The sequence below is a fragment of the Crateriforma conspicua genome (assembly GCF_007752935.1).
Classification (GTDB): Bacteria; Planctomycetota; Planctomycetia; order Pirellulales; family Pirellulaceae; genus Crateriforma; species Crateriforma conspicua.
The window spans coordinates 5836550-5856576 of the sequence record NZ_CP036319.1 but is presented as its reverse complement, the minus strand read 5'-3'; the positions used below and the strand labels follow the sequence as shown (position 1 = coordinate 5856576).

Below are 20027 nucleotides of genomic sequence, written 5' to 3'. Positions count from 1 at the left end.
ATTCAGGGCTGAAGTGACGGATCACCTTCCACCGAATTGGATCGATGCAAGCTTGGAAGCGACAGGCCACCGATGCCGCCGCGTACCTTTTGGTGCGGCTGTTGGTTTCGGTCGTGCAGGTGTTGCCGGCCGACATGGGCGATCGTATGTGTCGGGTCTTGGCCTGGTTGCTGACCGGCCCGATCAAGATTCGCTATCGCGTCACACGCGAAAACATCCGCCGTGTCTTTCCCGACGCCACCGAAGAGCAAGCCGCAGCCTTGATGCGGTCGATGTGGCATTCGCTGTTGCTGATGGGATGCGAGATCGCCTGGGCCCAGCGTCGATTGCACCTGTGCAACTGGCCCCGTCACATTCGTTTTCGCCAGAACCGCGCGATGTTGCGAATTTTGTTGGGGCGACGACCCACGGTGACGGTCACCGGGCACTTCGGGAATTTTGAAATCGGTGGCTACTTGATCGGGTTGATGGGCTTTCAAACCACGTCGATCGCGCGGCGGCTGGACAACCGATTCATCGATGATTGGGTCAAGCGTTTTCGCAGTGCGAAGGGCCAGCACTTGGTCGACAAGGACGGCAGCGCACCGGAGGTCGAACGGTTGCTTCGCAGTGGTGGGGCGTTGTCACTGTTGGCCGACCAACACGCGGGTGACAAAGGATGCTGGGTGAATTTTCTGGGCACCCCCGCTTCGTGTCACAAAGCCTTGGCGTTGTTCACATTGTCGTCGGGGGCCCCAATGTTGGCCGCTTACACCCGCCGCATCGACGGACAACCGATGACGTTCGAATCGGGATGCGTCGGCGTCGCTGATCCGGCCGACGATCCGAACAAGGTCTGCGCGAGCGTGCAAACACTGACCCGCTGGTACAACGCGCGGTTGGCCGAAGCGATCGACATGTCCGTGGAACAATACTGGTGGTTGCACCGACGCTGGCGCCAGCCGCCGCCAAAGATCGCCAAGCGTCTGCAGAAAGCTGCGATGACACAGGCGGCGTAGTCACGCGCCGGCACGGTTGCGATGTGCCAATTGCCAGATGCCGATGACGGCGTGACGGCACCTAGCCCTTATCCGTCGGCCAGTTCCGCGGCTTTGACCGTGTTGTGCAGCAGCATGGCGATGGTCAATGGTCCGACGCCGCCGGGAACTGGTGTGATCGCGCCGGCGACTTCTTTGACGCCTTCAAAGTCGACGTCGCCGACCAGTTTGTCGTCGACTCGATTGATCCCGACGTCTACGACCGTCGCACCGGGACGGATCATGTCGGCGGTCACCAGCTTTGGGATGCCCACTGCTGCGATGACACAGTCGGCTTGGCGGACAAGGTCGGCAAGGTTTTCCGTCCGGCTGTGGGCGATCGTCACCGTGGCGTTGGCCACATCGCGGCCGCCTTCCGCGTCGCCTTGATTGGCCATGTTCGTTCGCTGTGACAGCATCGACGCGATGGGTTTGCCGACGATATCGCTGCGTCCGATCACCACGACGTGTTTGCCCGCGACGCCTCGGTCACAGCGATGCAGCAGTTGAACGACGCCATGCGGGGTGCAAGGCAGAAAACGTGGCCGCCCCTGCATCAGCAATCCCACGTTGACGGGGCTGAACGCGTCCACGTCCTTCAGCGGCGAAACGGCGTCCAATACCCGTCGTTCGTCCAGTGGATCGGCCGACGATTCGGATTTAGGCAACGGCAATTGGACCAGGATGCCGTGCACGGTGGGATCGTGGTTCAGTTGTTCGATCCGCGCCAGCAGTTCGGTGCCGGTGGTGGTGGCGGGCAATCGGTCGACCGTGCCCGCAATTCCCGCTTTTTCACAGGCCCGTTCTTTGTTGCGAACGTACACCTGACTGGCGGGATCATCCCCCACCAGGATCGCGCACAGCTTGGGCTGCGATTTCCCGGCCTGAACACGCCGGCGAACCTGTTCGGCGATTTCGGCTCGAATCTCCTGTGCGATCTGTTTTCCGTTCAGAAGCGTTGCGGTCATCGGTGGTCCAGCGACTGGCATAGTGATGAAGAAGAGCGGCCGTTATAGTTGACCAGACGTCGAAGAATGTGAAGGCTGGGCAAAGTCTGCCAGTCAGCGAATTTCGCGTCGTGCACTCACCATCGAATCCACTCGCGTTCAATCCACGCGGCTCGAATCCTAATACCCGACTGACATCCAAACTATGTCCACGGACGCTCCCAAGCTTAGCCCCGTTGAAGGGATCAAAGAAGGCAGCCAGTACCTGAAAGGCACCATCGGCCAAGAACTTCATGAAGATTCCGATCACTTCAACAAAGACAATTTGCAACTGTTGAAGTTCCACGGGACTTACCAGCAAGACGACCGAGACAAGCGGGCCGAGCTGAAGAAGACCGGCGGCGGCAAAGCCTATTCGATGATGATGCGGTGCCGGATTCCCGGGGGCCGATTGACGTCGGACCAATTGCTGGCCCACTTGGATCTATGCGATGAATTGGGGAATTCGACGCTCAAGATCACCACCCGACAAACGTTCCAGCTGCACGGCGTTGTTAAAGATGATCTGAAGGCTGCGATCGCACGCGTCAACGCGGTTGGATTGTCAACGTTGGCCGCTTGCGGCGACGTGAATCGAAACATCATGTGTTGCCCCGCCAAACGGACCGGGCCGCTTCACAACACCATCCAACAATTGGCGGATGAACTGACCGTCGCGTTAGCACCACAGACGCCTGCTTATCACGAATTGTGGTTGACCGACGATGAGACCGGTGAGAAAGAACTGGTCGGCGGCGGTCCCGGTGAAGTTGTCGAGCCGCTGTATGGGCCTCGCTATCTGCCGCGAAAATTCAAAATCGGCATCGCGCTGCCGGACGACAACTGTATCGACATCTACACCCAAGACCTGGGCTTCCTGGCCGTCGTCCGCGACGGTGAAGTCATTGGTTACAACGTTAGCGTCGGTGGCGGCATGGGAACCACCCCCAGTGCATCCAAGACGTTCCCCGCGTTGGCCAAGCGGATGGCTTTTGTAACGCCTGACCAAGCGGTGGATGTGGCCAAGGCGGTCATCAAAGTCCAACGCGATTATGGGAACCGCGAAGACCGCAAGGTTGCCCGTCTGAAGTACTTGATCGCCAATTGGGGCATCGAGAAATTCCGGCGTGCGGTCGAGGAATACTATGGCGGGCCGCTGCAAGATCTGACCGACGACGATGTGACCGATTTCGACGATCACATGGGATGGCAAGAACAGGGCGACGGCAAATGGTCCTATGGTCTGAACATCGAAAACGGACGTCTTTACGACAATGACCAGCGTCAGTTGAAAGCGGGATTGCGGGCTGTATGCCAGCGATTCAAACCTGAAATTCGCTTGACCGGTCATCAGAGCATCATCTTCTGTGACTTCGACGAAGATCAGCGGGATGAGCTGATTCAGATTTTGCGGGATCACAAGATCGTGACCACCGAAGACACCAGCACGGTGCGGCGTTGGTCAATCGCCTGTGTCGCTCTGCCCACCTGCGGTCTGGCGATCACCGAAAGCGAACGACGTCTGCCGGGAATCATTGATGGGCTGGAACAGCCTTTGGCCAAATTGGGGTTGGACAAGGAACGGTTCACCCTTCGCATGACGGGATGCCCCAACGGTTGTGCTCGCCCCTACAACGCCGACCTGGCGTTGGTGGGCAAAGCCAAGAACAAGTACACACTGTTCGCGGGCGGTGGTTGGCTGGGAAACCGGCTGGCGTTCATCTACAAAGACTTGGTGCCTGACGCCGAGGTGGTCGATGAACTGGTGGCGATCTTTGCCGCGTTCAAAGCTAATCGCCAGGGCGACGAATCACTGGGTGAATTCTGCACACGCGTTGGTCAGGAAGACTTGGCCGGCTTGGCTGCTGCGGCCCCCAAACCGTAGACCGACGACACGACCACCCAACCGCCCACCGGTCACAACTTTGGCTCCCTCGCGGGGACCAGCGTGTCCGACGGCGGTTTTGGCGTGCTGCGGCGGGCGATTGACCAACAGATCAGTGCCCAAACGCCACCCGCCGCCCATCCGGCCAAGACGTCGGTGGGATAGTGCACGCCCATGTAAACGCGGCTGATCCCAACCAAGACCGTCACCAAAGCCGCAGTGGCCAGCACATAGACCCGCGCCCAAAAGTGCTTCAACACGGGAATGATCAAGACACCCAGGGTCAGGTAAACCACCGCAGACATCATCGAATGGCCGCTGGGAAAACTGCTGGTGTAAACGTCTGACAGATGCGGGACCACATCGGGGCGTGGGCGATCAAACACTCGCTTCAGCAACAAGCTGATGGCGATGCCGCTGGTGGTGGAGGCCACCAGGATCGCCGCCAACCGTCTGGCTCGGTTGACCAACAGGAATCCGGTTGCCGCGACGATCAACAAGGTCAGGTTGGCGATTCCACCCAGGGCCGTGATGTCTCGTCCCGCTTCGCCCATCCACTTGGGGCCGATCGGAATGGACGGCGCGTCGCTCTGACGCATCAGACTGACTGCCCAGCGATCAAAGTTCCGTGTCGAGCCTTCGGTGACCTCGTCGGCCAATTCGACGAATCCCCAGATGCCTAACACCACGGTGACCCATACCAGCATTGCGATCGGTTCGCGGCCGCGGATGAAGTGGATCAGTGTCGCGCTTCCCGAGCGGATCAGTCGGGGGAAATGACGGTTTCGATCTGTTTTGGTCCGAGGATTGCCGCCCTTCATAAGTCTCCGAGATAGTTTCGTGCGAGGAATTTGACAGCGGGTTATCAATTGAAGATGGAATCGATGATGTCCGACACGACGGCCACGACGCAGGCCGAGCCCGTTGCGGCCGGCGATGTGCTATGGATTTGGAACCAGAGTTCAGGTCGGGGGTTGGATGTGAGCACCGCGCGTGCCGCCCAGTCCCAGTGGGGCGGTCGTTGGTTGAAACTATCGCAGCAAATCGATCTGGGCCAAGTCATCTCGCGAGCCGTCAACGACGGGTTCCGCACTGTTGTCGCAGCCGGCGGGGACGGGACCGTCAACGCGGTTGTCAACGCGATCATGCGGCTTCCGTCCGAGCGACGACCCATATTCGGCATTCTACCGCTGGGGACCGCCAACGATTTTGCTGGGACGCTGGGTATGCCGGCGGATGTTCAGCAATCGGCCGCCCTCATTCAAAACGCTCGAGTCATTCCTGGTGATGTCATTCGGGTCAGCGATGGGCGGCGCGACCGTTATTTTGCCAACGTGGCCGCCGGCGGAAACAGTGTTCGAGTCAGCGAACAACTAAACGATCAGACCAAGGCGTTTTGGGGGGCGTTCAGTTATCTGCGTGGCGCGATGGATGTGCTACCCGACATGCGGTCGTACCATGTCGACGCACGGTCCGATGATCATCGGGATCGGATTGATTGTTGGGCCGTGATTGTTGCCAACGGTCGCACCAACGCGGGACACATTGAAGTCGCCCCGGAGGCATCAATTTGTGACGGGCGAATGGATGTCGTCCTGATCCGCGATGGCGAGGTTGCCGAGATGGCGAAGCTGGTGGCTTCCAACCTGCTTGGTCGATTTCTTGAATCGGACCAAGTGCTGTTTCGTCAAGTCAGGTCATTGCACCTGAGCAGTGATCCGCCGATGCGGTTCAGTATCGATGGTGAAATCGACCAAGACGTTCCAACTTCGTTCGAGGTGATCCCCGCCGCAATCCGCATGATTGTGGGGGACGGTTTTGTCGTTCGCCCACCATCCTCGTCGCACGCGCCGGCCATCTGAATGCCGGTCGCGATTCATCGATGTCCGGGACGGAACGGCAGTCGACTATTTTCCGACCCGGATCAACGAATCCCTTGTACGGATCAGCAATCCGTTTTTTAGCGGCACCGGGCTGGCCACAGTGATTCCCGGCTGTTCGCCCAAGTCGTTCTGCGCGACCACTTCGGGAGCATCTGACGACAGCGGTCCGATCACGTAAGTCTGGGAATCTTCCGCCGTGACATACAAGTGGTCGCCGGCGATCAAAGGCGAACTGCTGAAAGTCACACGGCTTTTGGGTGTCGCAACGGTCCATTTGGTTTCACCGGTCTTTACGTCGACGGCGATGACTTCACCACGGTTCTGACGGCCGTCTTCGATGAAGTAGGCGACGCCATTATCCACCGCGGGAGTCGGAACATCGCTGCCGATGTCATCCCGTTCCCAGATCACCGCATCGCGACCGACATTCTTTGCCAAGCGATCCAGAGCGATGGCCGTCACGGTATCGCCACGTGAATACGGGCAAATCAAAACGCCGTCGGTCACCGCGGGTGATGAAATGGAACGAAAGAAGGCTTCGCCGGCGGGATTGAACCCGCCCACCGTTCCCACGGTCATGCCATCGTTCACACGGTGCAGTGATGCTTGGTCAGCCCCCAAGACGGCGAACATGTCAACGCCGTTGACGTTGCACCGCACGGGAGTCGTGTAGCTTTGCGACGCCTCGACCGGTGCGTCGGTGTTTCGATCGACTTTCCAAGCCACGTCGCCGGTCTCGGCATTCAACGCCACCACGTATCCGACGCTGGTCAGTGACCGCCGATCTTCGCCTTCACTGGAATGCATGACCGGAATGATGACTTTGCCGTCGGCAATGATTGGTGAACTGCCCAGATCCCACCACAGTGTGTCTTGGCCGTACAAGTCTTGCAGGTTGTGATGCCAGCGAACGGTTCCGTCGTCCGAAAGACAGCCGACATCGCCGCTGCGAAAGTACGCGAAAAGAGATTTTCCGTCAGATGCCACCGACGGATTGCTGCCGCTGCCTTTTTGGTGCTTGCCACCCCGGTCATCGCCCAGTTCTCGTGTCCAGGCGATCGTTCCGTTGGTCAGGTTGACGGCGATGACATGATTTTTGTCGTCGAAACCGGCGGTCAGATAAGCGGTGTCACCCACGATGACGGGGGTGCTGCCGCCGCGTCCCGGTAGATCAAGTGTCCAGGCAATGTTGGACTCGCTGGACCACTGAACGGGATAATCGCCTGCTGGTGCGACCCCGTTTTGCTGGTTGCCCCGCCATTGTCCCCAGAACGCATCCGTCTGGGCGTGAAGTTGGGCCGCCGCAAACAGTACCAAGCACGTTGCAATTCCCAGTGATTGATAGCTTGGTTGTAAGCGGTTGCCATGCATCGATCGGATCGGAATCAGCCGATTCGAATGTGTTCGGTGACGACAAATCCGCGGTCGAAAACTGGGGGTGGGCATCGGCAAACTGGCTTGGGTAGGCGGGAAATTCGGGCGGGGGCATGGCCAAAGGAATCGAAAGACGACACGCCGAGCGGGTTGAACATCTCGCGGCGACGATTGCGGTCTCGAGCCTTCGGTGGCTGATCATCTTAACGACCGGCGAACGAAATGTCCCTTTTTCTGGACCATCGGCTAAACTTCATCAATGCTTCCGGGTTTCAATGACTGGCGATGTATCGCGGGAGCTGACCATCGCAAGGCCGCCCCACACCGGACGATGGTGATCGGACGCTGTGTTTCTCCTGAACGAATGCTCAGGAACGCCGGCGTCAATCGTATGGATTTTCTAACAACGGGATCGTGTCTTTGCATTATCGACAACTGCGATCGAATGGTCTGTGTCGTCGCGCGTGCCGGACGGGGCTGGTGCTGGCGGTTTGGGGGCTGGTGATCCCGTTTCAGACGATCCCGGCAACGGCGGCGGATCAGCAGGACCCTTCGGCCGCACATCATCAACGAAACACGTCAGATGTGACCGGCCAGGCCGAAACGCCACCACCGGTCATGGCGACCGAGGGCGCTTGGGCACCCGAACAACTGTCGTCGGACGATTATCGAATGCGTCAACGTACGACGTTGCAGATGTGGCGTCATCGTGATGCGACTCAAAAGTGGGTGCGTGAAGCGGTGCGTGATCCAGATCCGGAAGTTTCCGGCCGGGCTCAATGGATCTTGGAACGATGGCGACGGGGAATTTTGCCTGAGACTCCCGCAGAATTGTCCAAGCGGTTACAAGAGGTCGATCCGGCCGAAGCGATGGACTTGTTGTTAAAGGCTGGTCGCTTCGAAGCCGCTGCAGTTGCGTTGGATGAATCCAGTGGGACACCCGCATGGGACGGTTTACGCGACCGTGCCGCCACGTCGATTGAAAACCTGTATCCGTTGTTGGTCGCCATGGCCGTCTCGGGTGACAGGGTCCCTGACCTGGTAGACCTGATCGACCGCGTGGCCGAATCACCGTCGATGTTGGTGTGCCGTGCTGAAGTGATGCAAGTCATGGGCATGCCCGTTTCCGATGACACGTTGCTGCCCGATCGTTCCCAACGTTGGTCGGGCAACCAACAGACGGTCAATCGCATCCAGGTATTGGACGCCTTGGGACGACGTGACGATGCGATCGAATTGGCCGAATCTGCACTTCGCAGTGAACAGAAAAATGCGGATCGGATGGGTGGGACGCAAATTAGGCCAGGCATCACCGATGAAGGCGCGTCGGACGGCGAATACTTGAAACAACTGCGTGAGTTACGATATCGCTGTATGGCCTTGGACGGTCGCTGGCGCGAACTATGCGAATGGTTGGATGAAGTGGATGGATCCGCGATGTCGGCCATCGGTCCGCCACGTTCGTTGTCGTGGACGCGTCACCAAAGCCGTCGCTTGGTCGCCGCACATCGTGCCGGTGATTTGTCGCGACGCCAAGATGCGATCGACGCCCTGACCGGGACCCAGTGGAATACCAAGGACGTCGCCGCCGGAGTGGATCGTAATCAGGCCGCGTTGATCGGTCAGCTGCGTTGGGGAACGCTTGCCAGCTGCGGCGAAATCGATTTGGCCATTGAAGTCCTGTCAGAAACTGATCCCGATGGTGCCGCAAACTTGGCCCGTGCGTCATCACGCTATCGGGATGTTTTCAAAGCCATTGGCTTCGCCGATGACACAAACGAAATTGCCGGCGATCGTTCGAATCATATGGCACGGCAACTAAACCAAGCGACGGGGGATTGGTTGGAACGCCTTGCGTCTGGCACCGAAGACTCAACGACCGATGTGAACCATGTCCAGTTGGTGATTCGAAGTTTGTTGTGGTGCGGGCGGCGAGATTTGGCGTGGCAAGTGTGCCAAGAACTTTGTCGCCAGACCAGTATCGGGCGCTATCCATCGCGATTGTTGGTTTGCTGGTCGCTTCAGCAGGCCGGCGAACTGGATTGGGCGGTTCGCTTTGCACATGACTCCGATGACGATCAAGTCAGCGAATCGACGGCCAGCGTGCTTGCCAGTTTTTTTGGCGATGAAGGTGCCAACGGCAGCATGTGGGGACGCATCAGCCAAGTGTTGGCATTGTCTCATGCCGGATCAAGCGTCAGGACACGCAATCGGTGGACCGCCGATTTACTGCGCGGCCGGTTGCCACATTCGTGGGATTCGGCGATTGATTTGGATCGGTTCAGTCACATGCTGATGACCGCGCCGGCGACCAACCGACGCAGTCGGCTCACCCGCTCGATAGCGGAACCCGAAATTCACTCGGGTTACCCGCTGATGTTCCAGCGGTTGGGCCGGCAAGACTTGGCTGATCTGTGGCAGACGGAATTGGTGCGGCGTGGTGATCGCCGGGCAATGTTCCTGCTGGCCGAGCGACAACAGTTCTCCGGTGACGATCAGACGGCAGCGACGATCTATCGCCAAATTTTCGAACAGATCTTGCACCAAGTGCAAACGACAACGACGCCCTCGCCCAGCGCCGATGACGAAGCGCTGGCCGTGCGAATCCTGGCGGCACAGTGGCGCTTGGCGAAACAGGGAACGGACGCTTCGGCCAGTCTGCACAGCGACCGGACCATGCAGTTGTTGCTTTGTTCCCCCCAACCGCGTCATCGCAGGCGTGTGATCGATTACCTGGTGACGCATGGTCTGGATGCGGAGGCTAAAGCCGCGTACCAGGGACTGTTGGCGTTGACAGCGCTTGATCCCAAGCATGCACGTGACTTTTCGGCAGCGGTGCACACCTACGCCGAGATGATTCACGAAACGCGTCCTTTTGATGCCGCGATGATCTTGGACCAAGCCGTGGCCACACTCTTGGACGTCCCTGATCGATCCGAAGTCACCTTCGTCTGGTATCCCACGGTCGTCGAGGGGTATCGGATGCAAGCGGCAATCGAATCCGGCGACGAAGAAGCGGTCGACAGATCGCTGGCTTTCATATCAAAGCTGGATCCGTTGGCAATCGATCACGTCGAACGGTTGCTGCCTAAAGCGGCCGAGGCCGGCATGGACGGTTTGGTAACCAAAACGCTGGATCGAATCACGGACTTGGGCCATCAGCACTTTGCCAACTTTCCCAGCGACGCCATGATGCTGAATAATCTGGCCTGGGTACTGGCGGTCAACGACAGCCATTTGCCGCTTGCCCAGCAGTGGGCATCCCGGGCGGTGCGTCTGGAACCCGACAGCGCCATCTATCGCGATACGTTGGCGGAAATCTTGTATCGCCAAAACAAAAACAAGCAGGCCGCTGCAATCGAGCAAGCCTGCTTGTTGGATACCCCGGCGGATCTCCACCTACATCAACAGGTGGCGAGGTTCAGGAAATGACCTTGATAGAAATCATTGTTGACTCAGTTAGATCATTTGACCAAAGTTCGCACGAAACGCGGCAAAATCCTGGATTCCTATCCCAATATCGCCGTCGACATTGAATTCATCGATATAGGCTGCATCGGCTTCCGTAGCTCCAAACGACGCGCGGAAATCTGCGAAGTCCGTGATCCCGACGCCACGGTCACCATTGATATCGCCGAACAGACGGAACAAGCCGTCGGCCGCGTCGTCACCGAAGACTTCGTCCGCCAGCATGGCGGTCGTCAAGTCCACTTGCGACGTAACCTTGGTGCTATCCACCGTCAAGCGATAGTTTCCGTCGGCCAGGCTGTTGCCGGTCGGTCGGGCATCGATAGAAGGCGACATGCCACCGGCACCGAATTCAATTCTTACGATCTTCGGCGATACCTGGACGATCGATGCAGCCGATAAGTCGATTTCGATGTTATCCGTTGTGTTTTCCAACTTGAAAGCATCGCTGGCGATGTCCACCGCTTGAGTGAATTGGACCGTCAGTGATGTCACCATCGATCGCTGATCGGCGCCGTCGTTGACGGTCACATTAGCGACCTCCGGTGCAACCGTTTGGACGCCGAAGACCCGCATGTTGTTGCTTTCCTCGTTGGTCACCAACAACAAAGGCGTGCCCCCTGGGCCGCTTGGGACGAAGGTCAAGCCTTCCGGTGCGACATCGCCATCTACTCGGGTGTAGCCAACGAACTGAGCATTCATGGGGTCAGTGATGTTGAAGATCATCACTCCCCCGCCAGCACGCTCCAGGCCCAAAAAAGCATAGGTTTGACTGCCGATCGTTGCCAAGGTTACACCCTCGGGTTCGGCACCTTTGTCGTCGCTTCGGTCATCAAATTCGCCGGGATCTCCGTCGTTCGCGTTGAACAGCGTGGGCGTCATCGCTGCAGTAACACGACCAATCAGGTCACCGCTATCGAACACCAGATTGCCCGTGGAATCGAAGATTGACATCGATCGACCACCGTAAACGTGTAATTTGTCGATATCGCCATCGCCATCCAGGTCGCCATCGACATTCGATGACTTCAAACGGCCCAAGACAGCGTCATCCTGGACATCGGCCTGCACGGTCGTTCCCAGCAAGGTGGCGGAAGGATCAAGTTCGGAAACGCTGTAGTCCCCAATGCGGGTTTCGTCGATGTCGCGACCGTCACCTTCGTTGGCTGTGACAAAATAGGTTTGTCCACCGACAGCAAACGATGCGATGGCGTCGGGCATGTACATGCCGAAAACCGGAGCGTTTTGTAGTTCAATGCCGCTGTCGCGATTGCTGGGGTCCAGCATGTTGAAAGGCAACGTGTGGTCTTTCAGCCCCAGAGGCAAGATGTCACTGAAAGTCTGGGTACTTAGGTTCAAAACGGCCACCGCATTGGCTTCCTGCAGCGTCACATAGGCGGTTGAACCATCCGGGGCCACTGTGATGTACTCCGGTTCAAAGTCCTGTGATGCACTCTTACCGGGGAAGATACGGACGCCCATGTCACGCAATTCAGCCTCGGTGCCATTGAACTGACTGAAACCGACCTGGTTTGCCGTCGCCGACGCCGCACCAGCGGACACATCAATGATTGATACCGAACCGACCGGATCGCTGGTCGGCTGCGTTGAGGTCGCAAAGGCATTGGTCAAAAAACTCAATTGGCCTCCCTGGACCAGAGCCGCGTTGCCGCCGATTGCACCGTCACGCACCGAGTGGGCTTGAACATCGAACAAGAACAACGATCCGGCGGCTTCGCCGAACAAGCCGGAAACGTCGATGATCCCCGACGATTCCCAATCGCCCAGGTCCGTCGGGTCGCCGTCGGTCGCGTCACTGGGCAACACAGCGGTACGATCGATCTGTCCGACACGTTCCAGCAGGCCGTTGTTCGGATCGATCCGCCAGATGCTTGCTTCTTCGCCGCTTTCGTCGCCAAAAGCGCCAACGCTTCTGTCTTCTTGGATGTAGATCAGCCCGTCATCGGCCCAGTCCAGGTTGTCCGGGCTGCGGAGTCCAAAATCAGGGCCGGCGAATTGGCCTGAACCAGCGTCGTCGCCATCGTAAATGATGTCCAACGTGGCGACCGTCGGAACGCCGGCGGCGAAGGTGATATCGACCAGGTAGGTCGTTCCCCATAGGTCGGCGTCACCGGCAAACCCGGTGCGTCCGGTCGATGCCAATACGGCGCGGCTGCCATCGGACGGGTCGGTGGCAACGTCTTCGGGACGCGAGAACTCGAACGCGCCGTTGGCGTCGATTTCGGCATCCTGTGCGGCGATGGAGGTCGTGTTGGTCATGGCCACCCAGGTTCCAGCCCGACTGGACCCGGTTCCGGCCCAATCGGACGGGTCTTGGGATCCGTCGTCCGCCTTCCAGGCGTACAGGGTTCCGTTGGTCAGCCCGTTTCGTTCCAAGAACCCGGCACCCACGGACACGTCTTTGTCGCCGACCCACAGGTACAACGGTGCCGCTTCGCGGTCGTCGCCGATTAACAGTGCGGTCTTGCCGGCGTCCCCGGTGTCGATGGGGGTGACGTTTTCCCAGGCGGCGTATCCGAGTGCCGGCAGGGCATAGAGGGTTCCGTTGGCGGCGTCGAGGGCGTATTCCAGTCCACCGAGTCCACCATTGGCGTTGCTGTCTTCTTCGCCGGCGAAGTAGATGGTGTCGACGAAATTATAGGATCCTGCCTCGACTAAGATTCCGCTGCACAGGCGGGCCAGCCCACCACCGTCACCGATGCCACCCTTATTGGCGTCATCAACAGCGACACCTGCGGCGTTGACGATGGTGTCAAAGGCGAGTCCGCTGTCGACGATTTGACGAGTGGCCTTGTCGATGTCGAAGTAGCTGATGCGTGCGCCGGTCAGTGTGGCGTTGTTGGCAAGATTGAATTCCGCACCGACGTTGGATGTCAATTCATGGTTGGCAAAGACGCGGATGGTGTTGGCATCCAGTTCATAGGCCCCCAGTCCGTCCAGGATCCCGACCGGTTGGTAGTCACCCGCCGTGGTCGCATTCAACGCGCCCGTCGTCCCAGAGATGACATCTGCGACCGTAAAGATCGGCTGGACTTCAAAGCCAGCCAAGCCCGTCATCATGGATGCCAAACGTCCTTCGTCGGTGGGTTCACCTTCATTGGCAACGACGATCTGTGAACCGTCCGGCGTGAACGTGATCATGTCGGGAAGTGCCCCAACTTGCACTGCGTTGACGAAGACGATTTGGCTGATCGCATTGGTGTACGCCGACAGATCGTACAAGAACACGTGACCGGGCAACGTCTTGTCGGCATCCGGAACCGCCATAGCCAAGAGGTCGCCGTGGACGGCCACGCTGGTGACTTCATCGGTTGCTCCGGTGCTGGCCGATGGTGCGATTGGTCCGACCAACGCCGGTGCGGCGGGGTTGGACATGTCGATGACTTGAACGCCTCCGGCGAAGGTCACAAACGCCAACGCACGCGCATCGTCGTAGACAACAATCTCGGCACCGGCTAGCGAGATCTGGCCAAGATCGACCAGTTCTAATTCGCCGCTGGCGACGTCCGTGGTGACCGTATCGATCATGCCGTTGGAAGCTAGATCTACAATGCGTCGGTCTTGCTGGACCGGCGTGTCGTTGGTGTAGTAAGGCACGGTGGCGTGGTTGGCCAGCAAGTATTCGGCCAATGCATCCTGTTCGCTGCCCGGGTTGGCAAAGGTGGCCGCTCCTGCCGGGCCCGCCGGATCAACCAAGTCGACTCGGTTTTCCCCGAAAACGTCAAAGGGATAGCTGTCGCCACCGTCGGCCAAAAAGTTCAGGGTGACGATGCGGATCACTTCGTTGGGGTCAGCCAACATTCCGCCGTCTTCCATCACAACCTTGCTGACGTTACCCAATTCGTCAGTCAATGCCAGGCTCTGGACGCGACTTCCCGATGGCAGACTGGTGTCATAACTGAATCGCATGCCGCCGATCTGTGGGAACTGTCCGGGGGTGTTGCCCGGGCCGGAGGCGGCGACACCGTGTTCAACGACCTGCACCAACTCGGCAAGTGTCAAATCCAGCAACGTTAACCCATTGTTGAATCGCAGCGTGTTTTCGATGTCCAGTTGTGAAATGTCGCCGACTGCTTTGCCGGCGGCTGCGTTGCCCTGCGGCGGCAGCAGTTCACCTGTGATGCTATCGACCTCGCCGATCGGGGCGCGGATGCCCCCACCATTCTTGATGGATACAAGCACCGTCGCATCGATCGACTGGGCATAAGCCAGGTTGGCATCGGCGGTCAGGTTCCCGATGTTGGTTTCCTGAGTCCTAATCTCGCTGCGGTTTCCTTCCAGGTACACGCCGGTCCGACCGACGATGTTGCTGTCCTTAGCAACGACGACGCCGCTGACCGCGTCGGTCAGTTTCTTGACTTCGGTGCCTTTGGTGCTGGCGGCGACCGCGTCTTCAATGGTTGCACCTCCCACCACCGCCAAAGTGTTCGCATCGGTGGTTGCATAGGCGCCGCTGATCGGTTCTTGGACCGATCCCGGAATGACAAGACCGTTGGCATCAAAATCGATCACCAAACGCCCCAGGTAGCTGTACTCCCCATCGGTGCTGACGATTAACGCCGGGTCGGTGTCCAGGTTGCTTGTCATCACTGGATAGGAGCCTTCGGCGGTGTCGCCGGGACGCAGAACATCGTCGCCGTCGGCCAGCAATGTATCGCTTCCGCCTGCAATGACCACGTCGACGCCGGACAGCAATCCGATCAACGCCTCTTCCAGCGCCAGTTGCTGCAGGTGGCTGACCAGCACGACCTTGTTAACGTCGTCGCTGTTACCCGCAACGTCATCGTCGCCATTAAGGATATCATCAATCACCGGTTGTAGGACCGCCGCCAATGCCGGCATGTCATTGACCGTTCCGGCCGTACCGAGGGTTCCCGAGGGGGACGAAATGCTTTCCAACAGCTGCGTGGTGGCACCCACCACGCCGATGGTTTCTCCGCCGGTCTGGACCAACGTTGCCGGGGCGATTTTCCGAAGAGCGCCCGTTGCCGCTAAGTCGCCGAGGTCGGCTTGGAACGCAGTGTTCGGCAAGATGTCGGATGTGAACAAATTGCCCAGATCGGCGTCACCACTGAAATCAAGGTTTGCCGACAAATATGGGAACTGAGCACCCAGCCAGCGAACGTCGCCAAGTGTGCCGCCCCGAATGTCTTCTTCGATCAGTCCTTCAAAGGTATCACTTCCAAAGTCAAACTCATGGTTGCCGATCGCCGATGCGTCAAAGCCCAGGATGTTCATGATGGAAATGTCGATGCGTCCACCACCTTCGCGGATATTGTTCAGACCCGGTTCTCCAAACAAAGTCTGATAGGCGGCTTGCAATTCGTCACGAACTGCAAAGTCCCCTGCCCCGCTGAAAAAGGGTCCGCCGATATAGTTGTCACCGGCTGATAGCAATACGCTGCCGTCAAAGTCGGCCGTTTGACCTTCAAAGTGGTCGACCAGCGTCGCGAAGTTTGCTGCTCGCTCGATGGCTTCGACGCCACCTTCCAAATCAGATGCGTGCAAAATTTGAAGTGTGAAATTGTCGACCGTCGCCTCCGGCGCCACTGCGATATCGTCCACCGCGATTTCGTCACGGCTTCCGCCGCCCGAAACATCGTCGGTGGTCCACTGGAGGTACAACGATGTTCCGGCGGGGACCGAAACCGGCAACATCAAACTGCGTCCCACGGATTCCCAAGCCGGGGTCCCCGAGGCGGCTTCGCCCGTGATGAAGTCCGCCGCCGCAACCGGTGTGTAGTTCACGTCGTCGGTGGAATACTGGAACAGAACGTTGTTGGCTCGGTCGGTGTCGTTGTAACTCCAAATGGTAAAATCAACGCTCCAGTTGCTCTGTGTTGCGTCGCTAGTGTTGTCAATCTTTAGGGTGAGATTGCCTGGGGTGTAATCGCTTCCACCGGGCTGGATACCAAGTGCGGTGTTGCCGCTACCGACGTCAAAGGCATAAACGCCTCCCGTGGTGACGCCACCTGTGGAAGCACCGCGGGCATGATCACCACTGGAGAAATCACCGCCAAAACTCGTGTCTCCATCGCTGGCTCCCACGACGCGCCAATCGTTGCTGTTTAGTTGACCCGGCACTGGTGAAGAAACAATGCCCGCACCGGTGAAACCGTCGAAGTTTTCGCTGAAGGGGGCAGCTGCCAGCAATTGCCGATTCTCTAGTTGCTGAAGCAGAAACTGGCGACGTGTATGTCGGTTGCTTCGTGGGTTATTTCGTTGCTTTTGATTGTCGGCAGACCGCTGAAGACCGTTGTATCGATGCATGAGAATCTCATAGGGGGTATTTACGATGCCATGACACGCGTACACGCGTTCGATTGGGCCGGTAGTCTAAGAATTGATGTTTGGGCGATCTTTCGGATTAGTTGAATCTTCACTGAAACTTTGGCGGTCGTCATCGAGAATTCATCGAAATCAATGCTTGACCGATTCGACGAAATGATTGAGTGAAGAAAGACGCGAAGTCGACGCGAAGTCGACGCGAAACGAGGGCCGTGGAGAAGCTGTCGTGAAGATCTTCACGCTGAATGGTGAAGTCTTGGTGAGCATGCCAATGCAGCAGGCGGGCAATGCGGACCGATAGGTGATAATGTTGCCGTGCCGCGTCTTTTGGCGAACATTTTTTGCGTCAATGTCTACTTGACGACAGGGTCTATTAAGTTGCGTGGAGGCGTGTGGTTGACCGGTTGAATGTCAGCCTTTGGAAGCCATCGGTCGAAGGTGCGTCCAAACACGCCCTTGGAATCAAGTAGGTGAAAAACCCTGTTGATTTTGCTCACCGAGTCATCGTGCCACGATACTCTGGGATCAAAGTGGCCTGTTGCGTGTAGCTGGTTTCGGTGGGGGCCGGCGGTGTGGCCAAAGACAGCTTGGTCAAATCGCGAATGTTCGGCGCGGTTTGAGGCATCACAAATAGATTCGGGTCACCACTCAAAATTTGATTCACCGAGTAGTCACCGACTTCGATCATCAGATTCATCTCCGGTGCTTCGGTCGGAAGCAGACGAAGCAGAATCTTATGCGGCAGCACACAGGCCGGATTTTCATAAAAACGATGGTCTGCCGTGCGACTTTCGGCAATCAGAATCTCACCACCGCCGATCGTTGGTTTCGTCAATAGTTGTTGCGTCACGAAACCACCATCGGCATCGATGTAGCAAACGCGTTGATGGATCCCGTCGGGCATTCGGCTGCGTATTTCCAACAATCCATCGTCGCGGCGCACCGGACCTTGAATGACCAGGGCGGGATCCAAATGGACCAAGCCGATCGCTTCGATCAGCCACGCTGGATTGACGGGGATCGCGGCGTGCTGCAATTGATTTTGATACTGGTCATGACGCGCGAAGTACATCGTCCGGCTCATCCCGTCGGGAACCTCGAACCAAAACACATCGCGGTTGCTGCCGATGTCCAACCCCGATCCCAGGATGATGGGAAGGCTAGCCCGCAGCCGAAAGTCCTTCTCGCGTTGCAAATGGACGTTGGCGGTAAAGCGAGGGGTTTTTTGGTGGATGTCTTGGATCGATGCGGAGTTTGTCGAAAGTTGTTGGACCGCGTCGTTCCGGTTGACCGCTGCGATGACGTCGTTCAGTTCCGGCACATCGGATAGGACCGGTGGTGGAGCGGGGAAATCAGTCACCTTTCGTTGTGGCATGCATGTCGCACCACCGCATACGAAAACGACAGCTAGCATCAACCAGGCCGATAGTTGGCGGCCAAGTTTGGGAGTATTACTGTGATGGGGCGCGGTCGTGCGAATCATTGATCTTCGTCGACCTCGCAATACAGCAACTCTTGCAGGTTCTGATTCAGCGACTCGACTTCGCTTCGTCGAATCTCGGCGACCGGAATTTCCATCGTGTCGCCATCGCTGCTGACTTCGATTCGCAGAACGTCCGGCGATTCCGGGCTTGTTTCGCCGGCGGCCGCCTCACGAACGATTCTGCGGCGCAGCAGCAGTAGTGCCAGCAAGTACTGATTCTTGCCCTGCGCGGGGTTATCGCTCATTTGCCGTAGTAATTGAATCAGAACTTCCGGCGGCGCCAGTGTCAGCTTTTTCTTCTCCGCCGATGGCATTTGGTTCTTCCACCAGCCGATCGCACCCTCGGGCGGTTCGGTCCAGGCTTCGGCGGAATAATCGCGGCGTTCGAACTGTTCCCCGTCTTCAATGACGACGCTGTAATACCATTCCGCTTCTTTCAGCGGACGGCCGAGCGTGAAACACCGTCGGGTGCATCGATTGACTTTGTATTCACCAAGCATTCGGATCCGTGCAACATCGAGGGACGCGTCGCGACGGTAGCAAAACGATGCCTGCCGCGAAAAGCGGAATCCGCGTTCGAATTTGCCAGAAGGCCACCGCCGAACTGTGGCGTCAACTAACCGGCGGAAAAAAAGCGAGACGACGAACCGCCGGGACCCACCGGTACTCGGATGCGACGACGGCATTTGGGGCACGCACCGTCGTAGGCCGTCCCCGAATCATCCAAATAGATTCGGCCATAGGTGCGACAGCATTCGAATCGAATGCCCAGGAACGGTTTGCTCTGGGGCAAATCCTCGGTTGCTTTCGGTCGCCCGCCGTTGGGCGAATTGGTCAAATCCAGACTCGGTTGGGGGTCGTCCATGATCGCGATCGTCGAATCGATATCGTCAACGGGCGTTGGTCATCAACAGAACGTCGGCCGGACGGCGTTTCCACGTTGCTAGGGACGCGATTGCGGACGCGAGGTCTGTTCGTCTTCCAACTGTTCCAAGTGTTGTTTCAGTTGGCGTCGGGCGCGGTTCAGCCGGCTGCGAACGGTGCCAATGGAGATGCACAGAATCTCCGCTATCTTCTCGTAGTCATGTCCCTCCATCTCTCGCAAGACCAGAATCGAACGATGGTCTTCGGACAACCTCGCCATGGCGACACGGATCATGGTGACACGCTCGGCACGCAGCAGGTTCTCGTCCACCGCGTCGGTGGTTGCCGTCAACTCGTGCCCGGCCGATTCACGTGCCTGGTCCAGGGAAATTTTGACTTTTTGGCGCCGTCGTCGCGTCAGTGCGGTATTGAAGGCGATGCGATACAGCCAAGTGAAAAACTGGCTGTTTTGCTGGAACGTGTCCAGTTTCACGAAGGCACGGATGAACGCCTCCTGTACCACTTCCTCCGCTTCGTCGGGCGACCCGGTCACCTGGATCATCGACGCGAACAGGCGATCCTGATTGCGACGCACCAACGTCGCAAAGGCGTCGCGATTGCCGGATAGGGCGTCGGTGATCAGGTCGGACTCGTTGTCCACGCCGTCAGTCATGCCGGTCAGTGCGAGGAAGGGGTGGGCTGCAGGACAAGGTATTCTATCAGGGGGCGCGGGGGGGAAAGTTCGAGTCGCCGCCCGCG

At 58.1% G+C, this 20027-nt stretch carries 12 protein-coding genes; 4 read left to right on the top strand and 8 right to left on the bottom strand.

Annotation, left to right across the window (positions count from 1 at the left end; translation table 11 throughout):
- Window positions 1–44: 44 nt before the first annotated feature.
- The gene (locus tag Mal65_RS21420; RefSeq protein WP_145302386.1) at window positions 45–998 is read left to right on the top strand and encodes a lysophospholipid acyltransferase family protein; all 954 of its coding nucleotides are present in this window, start codon (window positions 45–47) and stop codon (window positions 996–998) included.
- A gap of 68 nt (window positions 999–1066) precedes the next feature.
- Here the strand turns inward: Mal65_RS21420 and Mal65_RS21415 are convergent, their stop codons facing one another.
- Window positions 1067–1984: a bifunctional 5,10-methylenetetrahydrofolate dehydrogenase/5,10-methenyltetrahydrofolate cyclohydrolase gene (locus Mal65_RS21415; RefSeq protein ID WP_145302383.1), complete on the bottom strand. Its 918-nt coding sequence runs from the start codon at window positions 1982–1984 to the stop codon at window positions 1067–1069.
- A gap of 184 nt (window positions 1985–2168) precedes the next feature.
- On the opposite strand from Mal65_RS21415, the gene Mal65_RS21410 reads away from it, so the two are divergent.
- Window positions 2169–3887, top strand: a complete 1719-nt coding sequence (locus Mal65_RS21410; RefSeq protein WP_145302379.1) for an NADPH-dependent assimilatory sulfite reductase hemoprotein subunit — start codon at window positions 2169–2171, stop codon at window positions 3885–3887.
- A gap of 32 nt (window positions 3888–3919) precedes the next feature.
- On the opposite strand, the gene Mal65_RS21405 is transcribed toward Mal65_RS21410, so the two are convergent.
- Window positions 3920–4594 (bottom strand): phosphatase PAP2 family protein, encoded by a 675-nt coding sequence (locus tag Mal65_RS21405; protein ID WP_196784358.1) that lies wholly within the window; start codon window positions 4592–4594, stop codon window positions 3920–3922.
- A gap of 177 nt (window positions 4595–4771) precedes the next feature.
- On the opposite strand from Mal65_RS21405, the gene Mal65_RS21400 reads away from it, so the two are divergent.
- Window positions 4772–5749: a diacylglycerol/lipid kinase family protein gene (locus tag Mal65_RS21400; RefSeq protein WP_196784357.1), complete on the top strand. Its 978-nt coding sequence runs from the start codon at window positions 4772–4774 to the stop codon at window positions 5747–5749.
- 45 nt (window positions 5750–5794) lie between these two features.
- Here the strand turns inward: Mal65_RS21400 and Mal65_RS21395 are convergent, their stop codons facing one another.
- Window positions 5795–7141: a BamB-related PQQ repeat family beta-propellar protein gene (locus Mal65_RS21395; RefSeq protein WP_165701444.1), complete on the bottom strand. Its 1347-nt coding sequence runs from the start codon at window positions 7139–7141 to the stop codon at window positions 5795–5797.
- 417 nt (window positions 7142–7558) lie between these two features.
- On the opposite strand from Mal65_RS21395, the gene Mal65_RS21390 reads away from it, so the two are divergent.
- Window positions 7559–10576: a hypothetical protein gene (locus Mal65_RS21390; RefSeq protein WP_145302370.1), complete on the top strand. Its 3018-nt coding sequence runs from the start codon at window positions 7559–7561 to the stop codon at window positions 10574–10576.
- 27 nt (window positions 10577–10603) lie between these two features.
- Here the strand turns inward: Mal65_RS21390 and Mal65_RS27025 are convergent, their stop codons facing one another.
- The 5 genes from Mal65_RS27025 to Mal65_RS21365 form a co-directional block, all read right to left on the bottom strand.
- Complete coding sequence (locus Mal65_RS27025; protein WP_196784356.1) at window positions 10604–16903, bottom strand: choice-of-anchor I family protein; 6300 nt, start codon at window positions 16901–16903, stop codon at window positions 10604–10606.
- A 511-nt stretch (window positions 16904–17414) separates the two neighbouring features.
- Window positions 17415–18281 carry a hypothetical protein gene (locus Mal65_RS21380; protein ID WP_145302367.1) on the bottom strand — a complete coding sequence of 289 codons (867 nt, stop codon included), beginning with the start codon at window positions 18279–18281 and terminating at the stop codon, window positions 17415–17417.
- Between the two features lie 119 nt (window positions 18282–18400).
- On the bottom strand, window positions 18401–18904 hold the full coding sequence (locus Mal65_RS21375; RefSeq protein ID WP_145302365.1) for a hypothetical protein: 504 nt from the start codon (window positions 18902–18904) through the stop codon (window positions 18401–18403).
- A 116-nt stretch (window positions 18905–19020) separates the two neighbouring features.
- Window positions 19021–19269, bottom strand: a complete 249-nt coding sequence (locus tag Mal65_RS21370; RefSeq protein WP_145302362.1) for a hypothetical protein — start codon at window positions 19267–19269, stop codon at window positions 19021–19023.
- A 78-nt stretch (window positions 19270–19347) separates the two neighbouring features.
- The gene (locus Mal65_RS21365; protein ID WP_145302359.1) at window positions 19348–19941 is read right to left on the bottom strand and encodes an RNA polymerase sigma factor; all 594 of its coding nucleotides are present in this window, start codon (window positions 19939–19941) and stop codon (window positions 19348–19350) included.
- Window positions 19942–20027 lie beyond the last annotated feature (86 nt).

Coding starts and splice junctions, on each gene's coding strand:
- Mal65_RS21420 (WP_145302386.1), top strand. CDS start 45: ATGCAAGCTTGGAAGCGACAGGCCACCGATGCCGCCGCGTACCTTTTG.
- Mal65_RS21415 (WP_145302383.1), bottom strand. CDS start 1,984: ATGACCGCAACGCTTCTGAACGGAAAACAGATCGCACAGGAGATTCGA.
- Mal65_RS21410 (WP_145302379.1), top strand. CDS start 2,169: ATGTCCACGGACGCTCCCAAGCTTAGCCCCGTTGAAGGGATCAAAGAA.
- Mal65_RS21405 (WP_196784358.1), bottom strand. CDS start 4,594: ATGCTGGTATGGGTCACCGTGGTGTTAGGCATCTGGGGATTCGTCGAA.
- Mal65_RS21400 (WP_196784357.1), top strand. CDS start 4,772: ATGATGTCCGACACGACGGCCACGACGCAGGCCGAGCCCGTTGCGGCC.
- Mal65_RS21395 (WP_165701444.1), bottom strand. CDS start 7,141: ATGCATGGCAACCGCTTACAACCAAGCTATCAATCACTGGGAATTGCA.
- Mal65_RS27025 (WP_196784356.1), bottom strand. CDS start 16,903: ATGCATCGATACAACGGTCTTCAGCGGTCTGCCGACAATCAAAAGCAA.
- Mal65_RS21375 (WP_145302365.1), bottom strand. CDS start 18,904: ATGCTTGGTGAATACAAAGTCAATCGATGCACCCGACGGTGTTTCACG.
- Mal65_RS21370 (WP_145302362.1), bottom strand. CDS start 19,269: ATGGACGACCCCCAACCGAGTCTGGATTTGACCAATTCGCCCAACGGC.
- Mal65_RS21365 (WP_145302359.1), bottom strand. CDS start 19,941: ATGACTGACGGCGTGGACAACGAGTCCGACCTGATCACCGACGCCCTA.